Raw genomic sequence first — 20,884 nt, 5'->3', positions numbered from 1 at the left:
GGATAGCAAGATGACGTTTGTCGTTACCGAGAACTGCATCCAGTGCAAATACACCGACTGTGTGGAAGTCTGCCCGGTCGACTGTTTTTACGAGGGCCCGAACTTCCTGGTCATTCATCCTGACGAGTGTATCGACTGCGCGCTGTGTGAGCCCGAGTGCCCCGCCGAGGCGATATTCTCCGAGGATGAGCTGCCGGATGGACAGGAGGCCTTTATCGAGATTAACGCTGAGATGGCCGAAGTATGGCCCAACATCGCCGAAAGAAAAGACCCGCTGCCGGACGCCGAAGAGTGGGATGGCAAGCCCGGCAAGCTTGAGAAACTAGAGCGCTAAACGCTGTGACGGTTTAAAAATCAGCACATAGCTCTTTTTAAAAGCTCTCTTTAAAAATTCTCTTTAAACCAGCGCTGGTTGTTAAAAACAGCGCTGGTTTTTTTGTGTTTTCAAAAGTGTATCGTCAAAAATGTGCTGCCAAATTGCGGGCAAAAAAAGGCGACCCGTAGGCCGCCCGCTCCAAGCACTTCCTCTGACCACTCCCTGGATCAACCTCCTCAGATGACGTCCTTGCCAGGGCTCACCTCACTGTATCACCCGGCGCATCTGACCTACATCCCGCTGCATCCTGACTGAAGCGTCCTTGCCTCCCCTTGTCCTGTGTATATTGTGTCAGATCATGGCCGCTTCTCAACAAAGCCAAAATGCAAAAGGGCGAGTCGCTGCGACTCGCCCTTTTTAAAAAACTACTTATTAAACAATATCTTAAACTTTACTTAGTGGCAAAGTAAGCTATTTCTTACCCTAAACCGAGCGATTCTCGTCGGTATTTGTAAGATATCTCTTACAAAATTTTGAGACATCTCTTACAAGCACCTCTAAAAATTCGCTCGATATTGGCATTTTACTGCCCTTTAATGGCTTTCAAACCTGGGTAGGTCACATCACCCAGCTCTGCTTCAATCACCAGCAAACGGTTGTACTTGGCAACCCGATCAGAGCGGCAAAGTGAGCCCGTTTTGATCTGACCGGCACAGGTACCCACCGCCAAATCGGCAATGGTGGTATCTTCGGTTTCACCGGAGCGGTGAGAAATAACCGCCGTAAAGCCAGCATCCTGCGCCATCTTAATCGCGTCCAGCGTCTCAGAGAGCGAACCGATCTGGTTGAACTTGATCAGGATAGAGTTACCGATCTGCTCATCGATACCGCGCTTGAGAATCTTGGTATTGGTCACGAATAGGTCATCGCCCACCAGCTGCACTTTATCGCCCAGCTTATCGGTCAGCGCTTTCCAACCCGCCCAATCCGATTCATCCATGCCGTCTTCGATAGACACAATCGGGTAATCGGCACACAGGCCTGCCAGGTAATCGGTAAAGCCTTGGGCGTCGTAGCTTTTGCCTTCACCGGAAAGGTTGTACTGACCGTCTTTGTAAAACTCAGACGAAGCACAATCCAGCGCCAGCGTGACGTCTTTACCCAGCTCATAGCCAGCATCGGCAACGGCTTGTTTAATCACCGCTAGCGCATCAGCGTTAGACGCCAGGTTAGGCGCAAAGCCGCCCTCGTCACCGACGGATGTAGAGAGCCCTTTCGCGGAGAGCACTTTCTTCAGCGCGTGGAAAATTTCCGCGCCCATGCGCAGCCCTTCGCGGAAGTTAGGCGCGCCCACTGGCTGCACCATAAATTCCTGGATATCGACGTTGTTATCCGCGTGCTCGCCGCCGTTGATGATGTTCATCATCGGCACCGGCATGCTGTACTGGCCAGGTTGACCGTAGAGCTCGGCAATGTGGGCGTAGAGCGGTACGCCTTTGGCGTTAGCAGCTGCTTTAGCCGCCGCCAGCGAAACGGCTAGGATGGCATTCGCCCCCAGATTCGCTTTGTTTTCAGTGCCGTCCAGCGCCAACATGGCATCGTCCAAGCCGCGCTGATCACGCGCATCCATGCCCATCAGCGCTTCACGAATTTTGCCATTGACCGCATCGACTGCTTTCAGCACGCCTTTGCCCAGGTAGCGCGACTTATCGCCGTCGCGCAGCTCTAACGCTTCCCGGGAGCCGGTTGAAGCACCACTGGGGGCACAGGCTTCACCGACAGCACCACTGGCAAGGCGTACGTGCGCCTGCACGGTCGGGTTACCACGGGAATCCAGCACTTCCAACGCACTGATAGCAACAATTTTGGTCATGGCAGTATCCTTTCCTGTTAGTCAGATAAAATTATTAATATAACGACCTGATTAGCTAAATACAGCTTAGCGAATCGTTAGCGGCTCAAACCCTTTGACCAGCGCATCCAACTGGGCAAGCTGAGTCAAGAACGGCTCTAATTGATCCAGCGGCAATGCACAGGGACCATCGCATTTGGCGTTGTCTGGGTCAGGGTGGGCTTCCAAAAACAGCCCGGCAAGGCCGACAGCCACGCCTGCACGCGCTAACTCAGCCACCTGGGCACGGCGCCCATCAGCACTATCGGCACGCCCACCGGGGCGCTGCAGCGCGTGGGTCACATCGAAAAATACCGGGTAGCCGGTTTGCTTCATATCACCAAAGCCCAGCATATCAACAATCAGATTGTTGTAACCAAAGCTTGAGCCGCGCTCGCAGAGCATCAACTGGTCGTTACCCGCTTCCTGGAACTTGCTGAGGATATGACGCATTTCATGGGGCGCCAAAAACTGCGGCTTTTTGATATTGATAACCGCGCCGGTTTTGGCCATGGCGACCACCAAATCAGTTTGGCGAGCCAAAAAGGCCGGCAGTTGGATAATGTCAGCGACTTCAGCGGCTGCTTGCGCCTGCCAAGGCTCGTGAACGTCAGTGATGATCGGCACGTTGTGGCGAGCTTTGATATCGGCCAGTATCTGCAGCCCTTTCTCGATACCCGGGCCGCGGTAGGAGTGAATCGAACTGCGATTGGCTTTGTCAAAGCTGGCCTTAAAAACGTAGGGCATACCCAGCTTCTGGGTCACCGTGACGTAGGCTTGAGCGACTTCGTCGGCAAGATCGGCCGACTCCAGTACGTTCATGCCACCCAGCAGCATAAGCGGCAAGGAGTTACCGGCGGTTAAGCCGGCAACGTTAATATGACGCTCTTGAGATCGGTCTTGAGAAGCCATGCTTCTGCCCTCTTATTCCTGCGAGTTCGCGTGGGCGCGACTGCGCGCTGTTTTGTAATCCAAGGCGGCGTTCACAAAGCCAGAGAACAGCGGGTGACCATCACGGGGAGTAGAAGTGAACTCCGGGTGGAACTGGCAGGCTACGTACCAAGGGTGGTCAGCCAGCTCGATGACTTCAACCAGCGATTGGTCGACGCTCTTGCCTGAGATAACCAAGCCCGCCTTTTCAAGCTCATCGATAAACTGGTTATTGACCTCGAAGCGGTGACGGTGGCGCTCGACAATCTCATCCGAGCCGTAGGCTTCGCGTGCTTTGGTTCCCGATGCCAAATGGCATACCTGGCCACCTAAGCGCATGGTGCCACCTAAATCAGACGCTGCATCACGCAGCTCGACTTTGCCTTCTGGGCTTAGCCATTCGGTGATCAAACCTACTACCGGGTGCTGGGTGTCGTGGGTGAACTCGGTAGAGTTGGCGTCGTTCCAGCCTGCCACATTACGGGCAAACTCAATCACCGCCACCTGCATACCCAGGCAAATACCCAGATATGGCACGTTGTTTTCGCGGGCGAATTGAGCGGTCATAATCTTGCCTTCTACGCCACGTTCGCCAAAGCCGCCGGGCACCAGAATAGCGTCTTTACCCGCCAAGCGCTCGGTGCCATGACGCTCAATGTCTTCGGAGTCAATATAGTCGACATTGACCTTGATACGACCCTGGATACCGGCATGAATCAGCGCTTCGTTGAGCGACTTGTAGGCATCCAGCAGCTCCATGTATTTACCGACCATGGCAATACTGACGGATTTGAGCGGGTTGAGCTTGGCATCAAGTACCTTCACCCACTCGGATAAATCTGCTTCCGGGGCTTCCAGGCGCAGCTTATCGCAAACGATCTCGTCCAGACCGTGTTCATGGAGCATCAGCGGAATGCGATAGATCGTATCGGCATCCTGCAGCGGTACCACGGCACGCTCTTCGACGTTGGTGAACAGAGCGATTTTGCGGCGCTCGCTCTCTTCCAGCTCAACTTCGCTGCGGCAAATCAGAATATCCGGCTGGATACCGATAGAGCGCAGCTCTTTAACGCTGTGCTGGGTCGGCTTGGTTTTGGTCTCACCCGCCGTTTTGATGTAGGGCACCAGGGTCAGGTGCATAAACAGCGCGCGGTTGGCGCCCTGCTCACTACGAATTTGGCGGATCGACTCCAGGAAAGGCAGCGATTCGATATCACCGACCGTGCCGCCGATCTCTACCAGCGCCACATCAAACCCTTCACCGCCCGCGTAAACGCGCTCTTTAATCTCGTCGGTGATATGTGGAATGACCTGAACAGTGCCACCGAGATAGTCGCCCCGACGCTCTTTACGCAGTACGTGCTCGTAAACACGGCCGGTCGTAAAGTTGTTGCGCTGAGTCATTTTGGTGCGAATAAAGCGCTCGTAATGCCCGAGATCAAGATCGGTTTCGGCGCCATCTTCTGTGACGAACACCTCACCGTGCTGGAAGGGGCTCATGGTGCCCGGATCCACGTTGATGTACGGGTCGAGCTTGAGCATGGTGACCTTAAGGCCGCGGGCCTCTAAAATCGCCGCAAGCGAGGCGGAGGCGATGCCCTTGCCAAGAGAGGACACAACGCCGCCGGTCACGAAGATATATCGTGTCATGGATAACCTGTCGAAACGTGATCAGAAGGCACGGCAGAAAGCCACGCCAGGATGGGTCGACAGACTAGCAGATTACGGCTTAAGGCTCAATTTGAACTGCCGAAGATAGTCAATGGATCGATGCACATAGCGACGCCGGGATCAGGCCTAAGCGAGGGTCTTTTGTCATGGATGACAAAAGTAGCGCCCAGGGATGGGTTCACAGCGCCCTCGCGTTGGCCTGATGCCGGGGTAGTCGCGGGGCCAATTCGGCCCCACTCACCCGGGGTAAAGGCGAATTACACGCCCAGGTAATCCAGAATACCTTCTGCAGCCTGGCGACCTTCGTAAATCGCCGTGACCACCAAATCAGAACCGCGCACCATATCGCCACCGGCAAAGATTTTTTCGTTGCTGGTTTGGAAGGCGTACTGGCCGTGCTCCGGCGCGGTGACGCGATCGCGCTCATCGACCTGAATATTGGCGCTATCGAACCACGGCGCAGGGCTTGCCTGGAAGCCGAAGGCGATAACCACGGCATCCGCCGCAATGATCTCTTCAGAACCGGGCACCACTTCAGGGCGCTGACGGCCGTTTTCATCCGGCTCACCCAAGCGTGTGCGCACAACTTTCACGCCTTCGACTTTCTCTTCACCGACGACCGCCACCGGCTGACGGTTGAACAAAAACTCAACGCCCTCTTCACGAGCATTGGAGACTTCACGGCGCGACCCCGGCATGTTGCCTTCGTCACGACGGTACGCACAGGTCACGCTGGTAGCGTTTTGACGAATCGAGGTACGGTTACAGTCCATCGCCGTATCACCGCCGCCCAGCACTACCACACGCTTGCCTTCCATAGAGATATAGTCGTTGGGATCTTTTTCAAAGCCCAGGCAGCGGTTGACGTTGGCAATCAGGAAATCGAGGGCCTTGTACACGCCCGGCAGATCTTCGCCAGGGAAGCCGCCTTCCATGTATTTATAAGTCCCCATACCCAGGAAAACCGCGTCGTACTCCTGCATCAAGGTCTCAAACTCGATATCGGTGCCAATCTCGGTATTCAGGCGGAACTCGACGCCCATCTCCTCAAAGACCGCTCGACGGCGCTCCATCACGCTCTTTTCCAACTTGAACTCGGGAATACCAAAGGTCAGCAGGCCACCGATTTCCGGATACTTGTCGAACACCACCGGCTTAACGCCGTTACGGGCCAAAATATCCGCACAGCCCAGGCCCGCAGGGCCCGCGCCAATGATGGCGACTTTTTTATCCGTCCAGGTGACGTGGGACATATCCGGGCGCCAGCCCATGGCAAACGCCGTATCGGTGATGTACTTCTCTACCGAACCAATGGTCACCGCACCAAAGCCGTCATTTAGCGTGCAGTCGCCTTCACACAAGCGATCCTGCGGGCACACGCGACCACACACTTCAGGCAGCGAGTTGGTTTTGTGCGACAGCTCAGCGGCTTCAATGATGTTGCCTTCCACCACCAGCTGTAGCCAGTTGGGAATGTAGTTGTGCACCGGGCACTTCCACTCGCAGTACGGGTTACCGCAGTGCAGGCAGCGATGCGCTTGACTGGCCGCATCGGTGGGTTTGTACGGTTCGTAAATTTCCGCAAACTCTTTGGCACGGGCGCGGGCGTCTTTCTTTTCTGGGTCTTTACGACCCACATCGACAAACTGAAAATCGTTATTTAAACGGTTAGCCATGATCTCTCTCCTGTCAGCGTGAGGGGCATAAGCGGGTTATTGCGGCTGACGCCGAGACTGATCCAGCAAACTACCCAAGCTGGCCGCTTTTGGCTTAACCAGCCAGAAGTGGCGCGCATAGTCGCTGAAGTCTTCCAAAATAGCCGCCCCACGCGCGGAACCCGTCGCGGCCACATAGGCTTCGATCATTTCACGCAGGTGACGACGATACGCCTCCATGGCCTCTGTGTTAACGCGGTGAATCTCGACCAGTTCGTGGTTGTACTTGTCCACGAAGGTGCGCTCTTCATCCAACACATAGGCAAACCCACCGGTCATGCCCGCACCGAAGTTGACCCCGGTCTCACCCAGCACGCAGACCAAACCGCCGGTCATATATTCGCAGCAGTGGTCGCCTGCGCCCTCGATCACCGCTGAGGCACCAGAGTTACGCACTGCAAAGCGCTCGCCCGCGGTACCGGCGGCGAATAGCGTTCCGCCGGTGGCACCGTAAAGGCAGGTGTTGCCGATAATGGCCGTTTTATGACTCTCAAACTGGCTGACTTTGGGCGGCACAATCACGATACTGCCGCCATTCATACCCTTGCCGACGTAGTCGTTGGCGTCGCCTTCCAGGAAGAGATTCAGCCCCCGAGCATTCCACACCCCGAAGCTCTGCCCCGCCACGCCAACGAAATTGGCCGTGACCGGCGCCGCTTCTAGCCCCTCTTCACCATAGCGTTTGGCAATGGCACCAGAGGTGAGTGCGCCCACGCTGCGGTCACAGTTGGTGATGGTGAAGTGGAATTCACCGCCCGACTGGCTTTCGATAGCATCTTTCAGCGCCGCCAGCACTTCCTGGTTTTTAGCGCCCGGATCGTGGGGCACGTTACGGCTAACCCTGCAGAACTGCGGCGCATCTTTGGGTACAAAATCATTGGCCAGCAGCGGCGTTAGATCGAGCTTACGCTGGGAAGCCGTATCACCCTCAAGCACTTCCAGAAGGTCGGTACGCCCGATCAAATCAGTGAGCTTGCACACACCGAGCATAGCCATCAGCTCACGTACTTCTTCGGCGATAAAGCGGAAGTAGTTCTTGACCATATCCACGGTGCCGCGGAAGTGCTCGCCGCGCAGGAAGTCATCCTGAGTTGCGACCCCAGTGGCACAGTTGTTGAGGTGACAGATACGCAGATATTTACAGCCCAACGCCACCATGGGCGCGGTGCCGAAACCGAAGCTCTCGGCGCCCAGAATCGCCGCTTTCACCACATCCAGGCCGGTTTTCAGGCCGCCATCGGTCTGCAGGCGAATCTTGTCGCGCAGTCCGTTGATACGCAGCGCCTGGTGCACTTCCGGCAGCCCCAGCTCCCAGGGTGAACCGGCGTGTTTGATCGAGGTCAGCGGGCTTGCCGCTGTACCGCCATCGTAGCCTGATACGGTAATCAAATCCGCGTAGGCCTTGGCCACACCGGTGGCGATCGTGCCGATCCCCGGCTCGGAAACCAGTTTCACCGACACCTGAGCCTCAGGATTGACCTGCTTGAGGTCAAAAATCAGCTGGGCCAAATCCTCGATAGAGTAAATATCGTGGTGCGGCGGCGGCGAAATCAGCGTGACGCCGGGGACTGCGTAGCGCAGCCGAGCAATCAGTTGGTTTACCTTACCGCCGGGTAGCTGACCACCCTCTCCGGGCTTGGCGCCTTGAGCGACTTTGATCTGCAGTACTTCTGCATTGACCAGATACGCCGGAGTTACACCAAAGCGGCCAGAGGCAATTTGCTTGATCTTGGAGCTGCGAATGGTGCCGTAGCGGGCCGGGTCTTCACCGCCCTCACCGGAGTTGGAACGCCCGCCGGCTTCGTTCATGGCCTGGGCCAGCGCTTCGTGGGCTTCCGGCGATAGCGCACCCAGTGACATACCGGCGCTATCAAAGCGCGGCAGTAAATCTTCAACCGGCTCTACGTCTTCCAGCGCAATCGGTGCTTCCGCAGGCTTGAGCTTGAGCAAGTCACGAATAGTGGCCACAGGCCGCTCGTTCACCAATTGAGCAAACTTTTTCCACTTGGTATAGCTGCCTTCCTGAACCGCCGCCTGTAGTGACATCACCACATCGGGATTGTAGGCGTGATATTCGTGGCCGTGGACATACTTGAACATGCCGCCTTGGGAGATTCCTTTACGGGGAATCCAGGCATCTTTCGCCAGCAGCGCTTGCTGCATCTGAAGCTCGGCAAAACCGGCGCCCTGAATGCGCGACGCCATACCGACAAAGCAGAGATCCATTACTTCATCTGCCAAGCCCACGGCTTCAAACAGCATCGAGCCGCGGTAGGAAGCCAGCGTCGAGATACCCATTTTAGACAGGATCTTGAACAGGCCTTTCTGCAGCCCTTTACGGTAGTTCTCACGACCGTCAGCCGGGTTGCCGGTCAGCTCGCCCGTGCGGTGCATATCCGCCATGACCTGATAAGCGAGCCACGGATAAACCGCCGTAGCGCCCACGCCAAACAGCACCGCCATTTGGTGTGCATCACGGGCATAACCGGTTTCCACCACGATGTTGGCGTTGGGGCGCAGCGCCAACCGGCCTAAGTGAGAGTGCACGGCACCCACGGCCAGGGCGGCCTGAATGGGAATCAGCCCTTTCGTCAGCTCCGCATCGGTGAGTACCAGAATGACTTTCCCGGCGCGGACTTGAGCTTCTGCCTCCTCACATAAAGCTTTAAGCGCTTGATGCAAGCTCTGCTGTTCGGGGTCGTAACCCAACGACAGTGTATAACTGGCAAACGCTGGATCGTCCTGGCTAACCAGGGCGGTAAACTTGCGTGGGGACAGTACCGGTGTGGTCAAAATCAAGCGATGCGCGTGCTCAGGCGTCGCTTTAAAGACGTTAAGCTCAGCGCCACAGCAGGTTTCCAGCGACATCACGATCGCTTCACGCAGCGGGTCGATGGGCGGGTTGGTAACCTGGGCAAACTTCTGACGGAAGAAGTCAGTCAGCAGGCGCGGACGACTCGACAGCACCGCCATGGGCGTATCATCGCCCATGGAGCCAACGGCTTCCTGGCCACTCTCTGCCAGCGGGCGCAGCACCTGGTCACGCTCTTCGAAGCTAACCTGGAACAACTTCTGCTGAACGTTGAGCGAATCGGCATCCATGGTTTGGAAACGCGCAAGCTCGGTCAGTGCCGACTCTAAATAGTTCGCCTCCTGCTTAAGCCAACGCTTATAGGGGTAGGCGGATTTCAGCCGCTCATCGATATCGGTGGTATGCAGCACTTCGCCGGTTTCGGTATCCACGGCGAGCATTTGACCAGGGCCAACGCGGCCTTTAGCGACCACGTCTTCCGGCTTATAGTCGTAGGTGCCGATTTCAGAGGCCAGGGTAATGTAGCCATTCTTGGTCATTACCCAGCGCGCCGGACGCAGGCCGTTACGGTCAAGCATACATACCGCTTGGCGGCCGTCGGTCATCACTACGCCCGCCGGGCCGTCCCACGGCTCCATGTGCATGGAGTTGTATTCGTAGAAGGCGCGCAGCTCGGCGTCCATGGTCTCTACGTTCTGCCAGGCGGGCGGCACCATCATACGTACCGCGCGATGCAGCTCCATACCGCCGGTCAGCAACACTTCCAGCATGTTGTCCATACTGGAGGAGTCGGAGCCGGTGGTGTTAACGATCTCGTCCAGCTCGGTGATATCCGGCAGACGCTCGTTAACGAAATTGGCTTTACGCGAGTTCGCCCAGCCGCGGTTGGCCTCAATGGTGTTGATCTCGCCGTTATGGGCCAATAGACGGAACGGCTGTGCCAACGGCCAGCGCGGCGCGGTATTGGTCGAGAAGCGCTGGTGGAAAACGCAAATGGCGGTTTCCAGACGCGGGTCATTCAAGTCCTGATAAAACGCCGGTAGGTCTTCCGGCATCACCAAGCCTTTATAGGAGACCACTTCTGACGAGAGCGAGGCGACGTAGAAGTCCTCTTCACCGCGTAACGCCTGCTCGGCACGGCGGCGGGCCATAAACAGGTCAACATCGAAGTGTTCACCCTGGCCTGGCTGCACAAACAGCTGACGAATACGTGGCAGGCAGTCCAGCGCCATGGGGCCACAAACGCTGGAATCAGTGGGCACATCGCGCCAGCCCAACACGTTAAGACCACGCGCTTCCAGCTCACCCGTCAGAGTGTCGCGAGCACGCGCTTCACGGGCATCATCGTTGGGTAGAAACACCACACCCACAGCAAAGCGTTCGCCCAGCTCGGCATCGAATGCCTCTTTGGCCAGCGCCTGCATAAACGGGGTGGGCATTTTCAACAGCAAACCACAGCCGTCGCCGGTTTTGCCGTCGGCAGCAATGCCGCCCCGGTGGGTCATGCAGGTCAGGGATTCAATGGCAGTTTTCAGCAAATCGTGGCTAGCCTGGCCTTCCATATGGGCAATCAGGCCAAAACCACAGTTATCGCGAAACTCGCCAGGCTGGTGAAGACCTCTATTCATGGGCGTGCCTCTACTAGTCAGCGTATTTTTTTAGCAGCGTGCTTATGGTATAAAGGACGGTTTCGCTTTTTTTATAGTGCTTATAACCTGCCCAGAATGGGGTACTTCCCAAGTTCGCTGCCGCAACAAAATGGCCGGTCAGCATAGCGATTGCTAGCCACTTTGCGCAATCTCTTGGCGCCCACATCGTTAGAGAAACTCTTTTCAAATCCTGTATTTGCATCCTCATTCAAGGAAAAAATACATATACTTCAACCACTTGTAACAAGGTAAAACGCTATTTTAACGCTTTTTATTTTCCATTAAACTTTAGTCTAAATAGCGCCCACAAACCCATGCCGATAGCGCATAAGGCATACGGATTATATAAAACAGCGTTCGACAAATGGGCTCATGATGCAGCCAAGCGAATAAAAAACCGCCCAATGAAAACCACTCTACGTAAGGAGCGATCCATTGGGCGGGTAGGATATAGCTGGCCAGGTTTTGAAATGACCAGTTTTTGGAATGAATAAGTTTTGAAAATGACTAGCTGGTGAAAGGATTACTTTTCCACTGGGCAGCGCGGGTAATCATCGAGCAGCGTGCGAAGGACATCAACGGGCGTGGCATCGCTAACACAAGCATCGCCCAGGGCGTTAAGCAGCACCAAGCGCAGCCGCGTATCGATATTTTTCTTATCCAGCCGCATGCGGGTTAAAAAGTCATCGCTGGTCATATTCGCCGGTGCCGCCAACGGTAGCTCGGCGCTCTCGATCACCGCCAGGCTGCGTGCTAGCGCCGCATCGGTGAGCCAGCCCAAGCGTCGGGAAAGCGTTGCCGCCATGGCCATGCCAGCGCCCACGGCTTCGCCGTGTAGCCAGTTGCCGTAGCCCTGATGCGCCTCAATGGCATGACCAAAGGTGTGGCCCAGGTTGAGCAGCGCGCGGACGCCCTGTTCCGTCTCATCTTCGGCAACAATGTCTGCTTTGATTTGGCAACTTCGTGCAATGGCGTCTGCGACGACCTCAGGCTCCACATCAAGTAGTGCGGGCATGTTGGCTTCCAGCCAGCTTAAAAACGCTTCGTCGCGGATCAGGCCGTACTTGATAACCTCGGCCAGCCCGGCGGAGAGTTCGCGACGGGGCAGACTCTTGAGCGTATCAATATCCACCAGCACCGCTTTGGGCTGCCAGAAGGCGCCAATCATGTTTTTCCCCAGCGGATGGTTAACGCCGGTCTTGCCCCCCACCGACGAATCCACCTGGGAAAGCAGCGTGGTGGGCACTTGGATAAACGCTACACCTCGCTGATAGGAAGCGGCGGCGTAGCCGACCATATCGCCGATCACTCCACCGCCTAAAGCAATTAGCGTGCAGCGGCGGTTAAAACCAGCCTCTAGCAGCGCATCCCAAATACGGCTGACCTGTTCGATGGTTTTGTATTGCTCGCCATCGGGGAGTATGACCGTGCGCACTTCCAGATGATCCGGCAGGCTAGCGCAAAGCGTGTCCAGATAGAGCGGCGCGATAGTCTCGTTAGTGACGACCATCACCTGCTGGCCGGCCAGATAGGGCGTTAGCATATCGGCACGCCCTATCAGCTCGGTGCCAATATGAATCGGATAGCTGCGCTCGTCTAAAGCAACATGAAGGGTGCGTTGCGCGCTGGCTGTCGAGTTCATGGTGATACCTTATGGTTAAGCGTTTTAGCCGACGATGATGAGGGCTCGAGTGGATCCACCAGCCGATGCACCCGGCGCAGAATTTCATTGACCACCGCTCGCGGGCTGCGCCGGTCGGTGCGCACGGCAATATCCGAGGTGGCGCGATAGAGCGGGTCGCGCTGGGCAAACATATCGTTGAGCACCTGCTCGCGGTTGGCGCACTGCAGCAGTGGCCGGTTGCGATCTTTCGCTGTCCGTTTGAGCTGCTGGTCGACGGTGGTCAGCAGATAAACCACCGTGCCACGCTCGCGAAGTGCGCGGCGATTCTCTTCGCGCAGCACCGCGCCGCCGCCAGTGGCGACGACGACTGGAGAGAGCCGGGTTAGCTCATCAATCATATGAATTTCCCGCAGGCGAAAGCCCTGCTCGCCCTCGACATCAAAAATCCACGGGATATCTGCCCCGCAGCGGTCTTGGATGGCGTGGTCACTGTCGTAAAACGGGCGCGCAAGCTCGGCCGCCAATAGGCGACCAATGGTGCTTTTGCCAGCCCCCATGGGGCCTATGAGAAATAAATTGGGTAAATCCTGCATCAGCGAACCGTTAAGCCATCGTCTAGGAGTCGTGGAGTAATAAAGACTAACAACTCTACCTTTTCATTGCTCTCTTCGGTATAGCGAAACAGTCTACCGAGCAAAGGAATATCACCCAAAAGCGGTGTTTTGGCGATTTGGCGCAGCTCTTCGGTGGTCAAAATTCCGCCTAACACCACCGTTTGGCCGTTATCTACCAGCACTTGGGTCTCAATCTGGTTGGTATCAATCGGCGGTTCACCGCCAAACTCCGATTCACGAAAACTGTCATTTTTAATCACCAGATCCATAATAATGCGGTTATCCGGGGTAATCTGCGGGGTGACTTCCAATGAAAGCTCGGCTTCTTTGAATTCGGTATCCGGATTGTCGTTGCCATCCACACTCTGGAAGGCACGCTCTTCACCCTGGCTAATTTTGGCGGTACGTTGATTGGCGGTAATAATTCTGGGCTGAGAAATAGTCTGGCTTTTCCCTTCGCTTTCCAGTGCGCGCAGCTCCAAATCCAACAGGATATCACCAGATAAGTAGCCAAAGCTAAAACCGGTGCCCGGCCCAGTGGCAGCACCTAAATCCACAGCCAGGCCGCCCTGTGCCCGGTTGATGCCATCGGGGTTGATATCGCGTCGGCTGAAGGTGCCGTCTTCCGCCTCCTGAAAGCCGCGGGTACTCGACATACCCCAGTTAACTCCCAGTTCACGGGAAGCAGTGTCCCTTGCAATGACAATGCGTGCCTCAATCTGTACCTGCCGAACAGCCACATCCAGGCGGTCAATGGTGCGGGCGATATCGCGCACTTGATCAGCGGTATCTTGCACCAGCAGCGTATTGGTGCGGTTATCAATGCTGACGCGCCCCCGCTCGGTGAGCAAACCAAAGCCGTCATCGCCACCTCCGCGTAGCAACTGAGCTAAATCTTTGGCCCGTGCATACTTGATCTCGATAAACTCGGTGACCAACGGCGAGAGCGTTTCACGCTGATTGCGCGCCTCTAGTTCCTGGCGTTCCAAATCGGCCAATTCACTAGCGGGCGCTACCACGATCACATTGCCCTGCTCACGGCTCGATAGCCTCTTACTTTGCAGAATCAGTTCGAGCGCCTGATCCCAGGGCACATCATTTAAATTGAGCGTTACACGCCCCGATACGCTATCGCTGGCGACTAAATTTAGCCCGGTAAATTCGGCCAGTTTCGCTAGCACCGAGCGTACTTCTATATCCTGAAAATTAAGACTCAACCGTTCGCCGGTGAAGCGTTCACCTGTCGTCTGGGAGAGTTGCTCCTTCTGACTGGCGGGCTGGACTTCCACAGTCAGCGTGCGGCCATTTTGCGTGGAGATCATCGCATAAGCGCCCTGCGTGGCGATCGCTAACTGGGTGGCGTCCTGGCTGGTGCGGGGCGTAATCCGTGTTATGGGAGTGGCGAAATCGGTGACATCGTAGATTTGGTTAAGCGAGTCTGGCATCGCCACATCGCGCAGATCCACCATCACTTGATCAGGACCGCCTTCCCGCACGTTCGCCTCGACGCCTTCGCGATCAAAGGTGACTATCAACCGTCCGGCACCATCGGTGCCGCGACGAAAGTCAATATTCTCAACCTGCGGCCCTTCATCGGTTTCAAGCCCCGCTGAAGCGATGCTGGGCGAAGGGCTAGGCAAGCGGCTGGCACCTGAAGCAAAGGTAATGCGTAGGCGATCATCCATTACCCGTGATGTGAACGCCTGCGACTCGCTCAGATTGACCACCAAACGCGTGCGGCCATTGCCCTCCAGCGCGGTAATCTGTTCGATACCGTTACGATTAACGTTGATGCGCCGATCAGTGAGACCACTTTGGGTTGCTGCCAAATCTAGCGTCACTCGGGGAGGAGAGTCTAAGCGGTAGCTGCGTAGTTCAGGCATATCACCGGTAAAACGCAGGTCAAGATGGGTTCCACCGTTCTTAGCGGGTTGAACCTCAATACCGGTCAGCACCGAGGCAGCTGCCAATGAGGGCAACAGTAAGCATAGTGCGGCCATGGCCATGTAGAGAGTGATTCGCCAAGCTGTAACTGCCATGAGCTGTATCCGCTTACTCGCTGTTTTCGTTGATGACTAGTGACACTTGCCGCTCCTGCCACCCTTCAGACTGAGTGAACACCCGTTCGGTAACGCGTATTTCTTGGGCGTTGATCTGAGCGATACGCCCATAGTCGGTGCCCATATAGTTACCCTCTTTAACGCTGGTCACGTTGCCATCCGGCGATGCAATCAACGCCACTTGTCGCTCTCCCATACGCATGGTACCGACCAAACGCAGCTCTTGCAGTGAGAAGCGCTCCAGCGGCTCTGGCGTGCGCTGCTGGTCAGGAGCGAGCGCAGCTTCGCCTCGATCAGCGCTATCCTGAGCAATCTCGTCGGGAGGCAAAAAAGGGCTACGCCCGTCGCTATACAAGTAGGATAAATCTTGGTTTTCGGGCAGCGCGACAGCCATAACCGGCGGTTGCCCGCCAGGGGACTGACGAATATCGGCCAGCGTGCCTTCAAGCTGAGCCAAGTCGGCGTCTGCACAGCCGGTGAGCACCACCGCGGAGACCGTCAAGGTGACGGCCGAGGTTGCCCTTCTTGTTGCTACAAAAAGCAGTTGTTCAGCTCTCATGGCGCCTGCGCCCCCTCTGTGGAGGTTTGGTCGCTCTCCTCCACATAGCGGTAGGTGCGGGCCAAGAGCGAAAGACGCAGCGCTTCGCCACGGCCATCGGCGGGTTCCAGGTTAAAATCGTGCTGGGTCACCATGCGGGGTAGCGAGGCGATATCGGCACTAAAGCGCGCTAACTGGTGATAGCCGCCACGCACCTGTATATCCAGCGGCTGCTCGACATAATGGGCCTGGGCTTGCGCTGGGCGCAGCCGAATCGTTTCAATGGTCAGGCGGTTATCGGCGGCGGCATCGCTAATGCTATCCAGCAGCGAGGGGATTTCTGCATCGGTAGGGAGCATGGTACGCAAGCGCCCCACCTGCCCTTCCAGGGTCGCCAACTGATCGCGCATTTCCGGCAGGAAGGCCGCTTGCGAGGCTTTGCTGCGGTATTCGCTCAGCAGCCTGGCTTCTTGGCGCTGGGCGACCATCAAGGCCTCGCGCTGTTCACTCACCACTAGCCACAGCATGACGCTCAATGCTGCCAGCAGCGCCAAGCAGCAGCACAGCACTTTTAATAGCCACGGCCAGCCGCCGGCCTCTTTAACGTCTAGATCCCGCCAGTCGACATCCCACAGGCGCTGCCACTCAATAGCCCACTGCTCGCGGTTAAGCGTCATGGAAGCGCCTCCTCAGCACCTTGCGACAGCGCTGCGGTGGCCTGTTCCACATCAAAACGAAATACCCGTCCTGAACCGTTTTGCTCACTCTCTACCGCCAATAGCGAGGGCACAGCTAACCCCGGTAGAGCGGCAATGCGGCGCAGTTGCTCGGAAACCTGGCGATCACTGCCTGCCACCGCAGTAACACTGACGTTATTACCGCTCTTTGATAAGCGTTGATAAATGACGCCATTGGCCACGCTCTCTGCCACATCATTAAACAGCTGCACAGCATCCATTCGTTCGGTCTGCAGCGCCTGAAACACCGCGATCTGCTCGCCTAAACGCTCGGCTTCGCTGGAGTAGCGTGAGACGCTCTCGATATCGGCATTAAGACGCTCAATGTGGTTACTAATGTAAGCATTACGTTGCTGCTGGGCTGCTAGCTTGAGCTGGTAAAAATGCGCGACCAGCAGGCCCAGTACTACACCCACCACCAGCATGCCCGCCACCACGACGTAGAATTTGCGGGTTCGCCGTTCACGCTGCGCTTCCCGCCAGGGCAGAAGATTAATCGTCATGCTCATTGGTTAACTCTCATTGACTTACCCTCATGGCCAAGCCACCCGCGGTAAGCATCGCTGGGGCATCGCTAGTCAACGCCTGAAGGTTCAAGCGCTTGTTCACCCGCATGCTCTGGAAGGGGTTGGCAATGGTCACCGACATACCGCTATCTTCAGCAATGCGCTCGGCAAGCCCTGGAATCACACTCGAACCGCCCGCTAATACGATGTGTTGCACTTCTTGCTGACGCCCGGCGGTGTAATAGAGCTGCAGGGAACGCCCCACCTGCTGCACCACGGTTTCCAAAAAAGGGTTGAGCACACGCTCATGGTAATCATCGGGTAGCCCGCCGCGCTCTTTGGCGAAACCCGCTTCCTCCATGCTTAAACCGTAGCGGTCGCGAATCGCATCGGTGAGCTGACGACCACCAAACACCGTATCGCGGGTATAAACGATATGCCCACCGCGGACGACGTGGAAAGCATTCATATTGGCACCAATGTCCACCAGACCAACACAGGCGGTAGGGTCACTCTCCACCTTAAGCTGGCGCCGCAGCTCGGCAAGTGAACGCTCCATGGCGAAGGTCTCCACGTCCACTGCCGCGGGCTCTAAACCTGCCTGTTCTAGCGTGTCGGTTAGCTGCGTCACATCCTGCTGCCGACAGGCGACCAACACTACCTGCTGGTGCTCATCGTCAAAGGGTGCGGGGCCAAGGCACTCAAAATCAAATGCCACTTCATTGAACGGAAATGGAATATGGCGGTCGGATTCGGCCACGATGCGCTCTTCGATCTCCTCATCGCTTAGCCCGATAGGGAAGCTCAGCGTTTTGGTAATCGCGGCGCTAGCGGGAACAGCCACTGCGGCTTTACGGGTAGAGGGTTTAGCGTGCTCCACGGCACGGCTAAGCACACTGGCAACGTCATCGATATCGCGAATTCGACGCTCCACAACCGCCCCTTCGCGAAGTGGCCGCACGGCATAGCTTTCTACCTGGTAATTATCGTGGCATTGTTTTAGCTCAAGCAGTTTGACGGTCGCCGAGGTAATATCGACGCCAATCAACCCTTTACCAGGTTTTAGAAAGCGCATATTGGGTCTGGCTCCACCTGCTTGTCGCCCGTTTTCACATGTGATTTGAGGTTACATGATTTTTAGTTCCGTCACACGCGAACCCACTTAGCGCATATCAACACTGGTGGCCGCCGCTTCAGGTTCCTATAATGGCTGCCAATTGCATGATACGGCCGTTTAGATGCCGATCTTTTCATTCTTCCCAGGGTGCTCTTCGTACATGACGTTTCTTCGAACCCTTATTGTGTCGCTGTTTTTCCTCATCGTCTCGTTGGTGGGCGCCACTGCCTTAGCCGTGGTGGGGGCCGCCATTTACTTTGCCCCAGGGCTGCCCGACGTCCGCCAACTGCAGGACTTCGAACTGCACACACCGCTACGTATTTTCACCCAAGACGGTAAATTGATTGGCGAGTTCGGCGAAGAGCGCCGCATGGCGATCAATTTTGATGAAATTCCGCAGGATATGATCAATGCCTTGATCGCCGCCGAAGATGCCAGCTATTTTGACCACGCAGGTGTCGACCCGCGGGGCTTGGCGCGGGCGGTGGTTCAACTTGCGATGAGTGGCGATATCCAATCGGGCGGCTCGACGATCACCATGCAGGTCGCGCGTAACTATATGCTGACACTCGATCAGACGTTTACGCGTAAAATTCGTGAAATCCTGCTGGCACTACAAATGGAGCAGATACTCGATAAAGAGGAAATCTTCGAACTTTACGTGAACAAGATTTTCCTGGGCAATCGCGCCTACGGTATCGCTGCCGCCGCTGAAACCTATTACGACAAACCCCTCGCCGAGCTTAGCCTAGCGCAAACGGCCATGATTGCGGGGTTGCCCAAGGCACCTTCTGCCTTTAACCCGCTGGCTAACTCCGAGCGTTCGCTGATTCGTCGCAACTGGATTCTGTTCCGTATGCGCGAACTCGGCTACATCGATGATGCCACCTATCAGACAGCGGTTCAGGATCCTGTAACGGCCCGCCGCCACTATACCCAAGCTGAAGTCGATGCCGCCTATGTCTCCGAAATGGCACGTCAGTATGCCGTGGAACGCTTTGGCGATGACGCTTACACCGGTGGCTATCGTATTTACACTACGATTGATAGCGAGCTGCAGCCCTTTGCCCGCCAAGCGCTGGCCAACGGCCTGACGGCCTATGACCTTCGCCATGGCTGGCGCGGGCCGGAGCAGCGTGAGATCGCGGCAAGCCTTGTCGAGGCCCAGGAGCAAACCGCGACCCAAGGCCTGGAGGAGGAGCTTTCTGAGTCTCCCGAAATTCGCCAAACCGCACGCCAAGCCGCCCAGCGCAGCCAAACGGAAGTCGAAGGGATCGAGGGCGACGTCAGCAACTGGGTTCAGGTGCTTGAGCGCACGCCCAATTATGGCCTGCTTCAGCCCGCCATCGTGGTAGAAAGTAGCGGCCGCGAAATGCAGGTGCTAACTCGCAACGATGGTCTACAGACGATCGGCTGGGAAGGTTTGAACTGGGCACGCCCTTACCTGAGCCCGCGGAGCCGCGGAGCTGCACCCAGCTCGGCTGAGGAGATTGCTGTACGGGGTGATATGGTGCGCGTCATTGAGAATGAAGACGGTTCGCTACGCCTCTCTCAACAGCCGGATACCGAAGGCTCGCTGGTCGCTCAAGACCCTCAAACGGGTGCTATCCTGGCACTCCAGGGCGGTTTCGACTTTAACGCCAGCAAGTTCAATCGTGCTGTACAGGCACGACGCCAATCAGGCTCTATCTTCAAGCCGTTTATTTACTTAGCGGCCCTTGAGGATGGAGAGATGAACGCCGCCAGCGTCGTTAATGATTCGCCCGTGGTGCTCGACGATGGCAGTAACTCATTGTGGCGGCCGGTCAACTCCAGCCGTGACTTCCAAGGCCCTATGCGCTTACGTCCAGCCCTTGCCCGTTCGCGCAACCTGGTCACTATTCGCGTTCTACAAACCATGGGGCTGGATTACACGATTAACTTTTTGGAGGGCTTCGGCTTCTCTCCCGCCCAGCTCCCTCGTGGCTTATCATTAGCGCTAGGCAGCGCGAGCTTAACGCCGATGGAAATGACCAACGCTTACGCGGTGCTCGCCAACGGTGGTTTCCAGGTGTCGCCCTGGTTTATTGAGCGGGTTACCCGTGACGACGACAATGAGCTGATTGATGAAGCCACGCCGCAGGTTGCCTGCCCCAGCTGTGCCGAAGACCAGGAGACGGTGGAAATTGATGGCCGCGAATACCCGATCGCCAAACGGGTAGCCGACCCAGCCGCTGTCTACATTCTACGCGATATGCTACGTGACGTTATCACCTCGGGCACTGGCCGCGGCGCACTGAGCCTTAACCGTGAGGATATCGTCGGCAAGACTGGTACCACCAACAGCCAGCGTGACGCCTGGTTTGCGGGCTTTAACAGCGATCTAGTCACTACGGTATGGGTCGGTAAGGACAGCAACGAGACCATTTCTGAGTATGGTTCTCAGGCCGCGCTACCCATTTGGGTAGAGTTTATGGGGGATGCCCTGGAAGGTACGCCAAACGCCGTGCCCGAGCGCCCCGCGACGATTGTCACTGCGCGCGTAGACCCAACGACAGGCCAACGTTTATCTGACGGCCAGTCTGGAGGTATCACTGAACTGTTCCATAAGGATCACTTGCCGGATTACCAGCAGCGCCGTATCAGCCGCGAGCTGGAAGAAGCCAGTGGTTCTGAGGGTTCAGGCACCGCTGAGTCGATCTTCTAACTCGATCTTCTAAACCAG

14 protein-coding genes are annotated in these 20,884 nt (G+C 56.4%); 2 read left to right on the top strand and 12 right to left on the bottom strand.

Translation table 11 applies throughout. The annotated features are described in order from the left end of the window. Positions 1-10: 10 nt before the first annotated feature. Positions 11-334 (top strand): ferredoxin FdxA, encoded by a 324-nt coding sequence (gene fdxA / locus ACW17M_RS11385; RefSeq protein WP_007111508.1) that lies wholly within the window; start codon positions 11-13, stop codon positions 332-334. A 565-nt stretch (positions 335-899) separates the two neighbouring features. Here the strand turns inward: fdxA and eno are convergent. The 12 genes from eno to pilM form a co-directional block, all read right to left on the bottom strand. Then, a complete protein-coding gene (gene eno, locus ACW17M_RS11380; protein ID WP_141439957.1) occupies positions 900-2,189 on the bottom strand; it encodes a phosphopyruvate hydratase in 1,290 nt (429 codons plus the stop codon). Between the two features lie 66 nt (positions 2,190-2,255). After that, complete coding sequence (gene kdsA / locus ACW17M_RS11375; protein WP_022519970.1) at positions 2,256-3,119, bottom strand: 3-deoxy-8-phosphooctulonate synthase; 864 nt, start codon at positions 3,117-3,119, stop codon at positions 2,256-2,258. Positions 3,120-3,131: 12 nt separating this feature from the next. Beyond that, the gene (locus ACW17M_RS11370; protein WP_022519971.1) at positions 3,132-4,787 is read right to left on the bottom strand and encodes a CTP synthase; all 1,656 of its coding nucleotides are present in this window, start codon (positions 4,785-4,787) and stop codon (positions 3,132-3,134) included. Between the two features lie 278 nt (positions 4,788-5,065). Beyond that, positions 5,066-6,484 (bottom strand): FAD-dependent oxidoreductase, encoded by a 1,419-nt coding sequence (locus tag ACW17M_RS11365; RefSeq protein WP_457547413.1) that lies wholly within the window; start codon positions 6,482-6,484, stop codon positions 5,066-5,068. A gap of 36 nt (positions 6,485-6,520) precedes the next feature. Continuing rightward, complete coding sequence (gene gltB, locus ACW17M_RS11360) at positions 6,521-10,963, bottom strand: glutamate synthase large subunit (protein WP_457547412.1); 4,443 nt, start codon at positions 10,961-10,963, stop codon at positions 6,521-6,523. 544 nt (positions 10,964-11,507) lie between these two features. Further along, on the bottom strand, positions 11,508-12,626 hold the full coding sequence (gene aroB, locus ACW17M_RS11355; RefSeq protein ID WP_027957363.1) for a 3-dehydroquinate synthase: 1,119 nt from the start codon (positions 12,624-12,626) through the stop codon (positions 11,508-11,510). Next, complete coding sequence (gene aroK / locus ACW17M_RS11350; protein WP_009286772.1) at positions 12,623-13,201, bottom strand: shikimate kinase AroK; 579 nt, start codon at positions 13,199-13,201, stop codon at positions 12,623-12,625. Before aroK ends, aroB begins: the two co-directional genes overlap by 4 nt. Then, positions 13,201-15,261, bottom strand: a complete 2,061-nt coding sequence (gene pilQ, locus ACW17M_RS11345) for a type IV pilus secretin PilQ (RefSeq protein ID WP_027957364.1) — start codon at positions 15,259-15,261, stop codon at positions 13,201-13,203. Before pilQ ends, aroK begins: the two co-directional genes overlap by 1 nt. Positions 15,262-15,274: 13 nt before the next feature. Then, on the bottom strand, positions 15,275-15,841 hold the full coding sequence (locus ACW17M_RS11340; protein WP_027957365.1) for a pilus assembly protein PilP: 567 nt from the start codon (positions 15,839-15,841) through the stop codon (positions 15,275-15,277). Next, a complete protein-coding gene (locus tag ACW17M_RS11335) occupies positions 15,838-16,497 on the bottom strand; it encodes a type IV pilus inner membrane component PilO (protein ID WP_027957366.1) in 660 nt (219 codons plus the stop codon). Before ACW17M_RS11335 ends, ACW17M_RS11340 begins: the two co-directional genes overlap by 4 nt. After that, positions 16,494-17,066, bottom strand: coding sequence for a PilN domain-containing protein (locus ACW17M_RS11330; RefSeq protein WP_027957367.1), 573 nt, complete (start codon positions 17,064-17,066; stop codon positions 16,494-16,496). Before ACW17M_RS11330 ends, ACW17M_RS11335 begins: the two co-directional genes overlap by 4 nt. Positions 17,067-17,076: 10 nt before the next feature. Next, positions 17,077-18,138, bottom strand: a complete 1,062-nt coding sequence (pilM, locus tag ACW17M_RS11325; RefSeq protein ID WP_027957368.1) for a type IV pilus assembly protein PilM — start codon at positions 18,136-18,138, stop codon at positions 17,077-17,079. Between the two features lie 202 nt (positions 18,139-18,340). Between pilM and ACW17M_RS11320 the strand changes: the two genes are divergently transcribed. Continuing rightward, positions 18,341-20,866 (top strand): penicillin-binding protein 1A, encoded by a 2,526-nt coding sequence (locus ACW17M_RS11320; RefSeq protein WP_027957369.1) that lies wholly within the window; start codon positions 18,341-18,343, stop codon positions 20,864-20,866. The last annotated feature ends 18 nt before the right edge of the window (positions 20,867-20,884 follow it).

The organism is Vreelandella sp. 2A-K22 (assembly GCF_054065485.1).
Note: the sequence above shows the minus strand (reverse complement) of the source record. Positions and strands in the feature narration are given on the sequence as shown.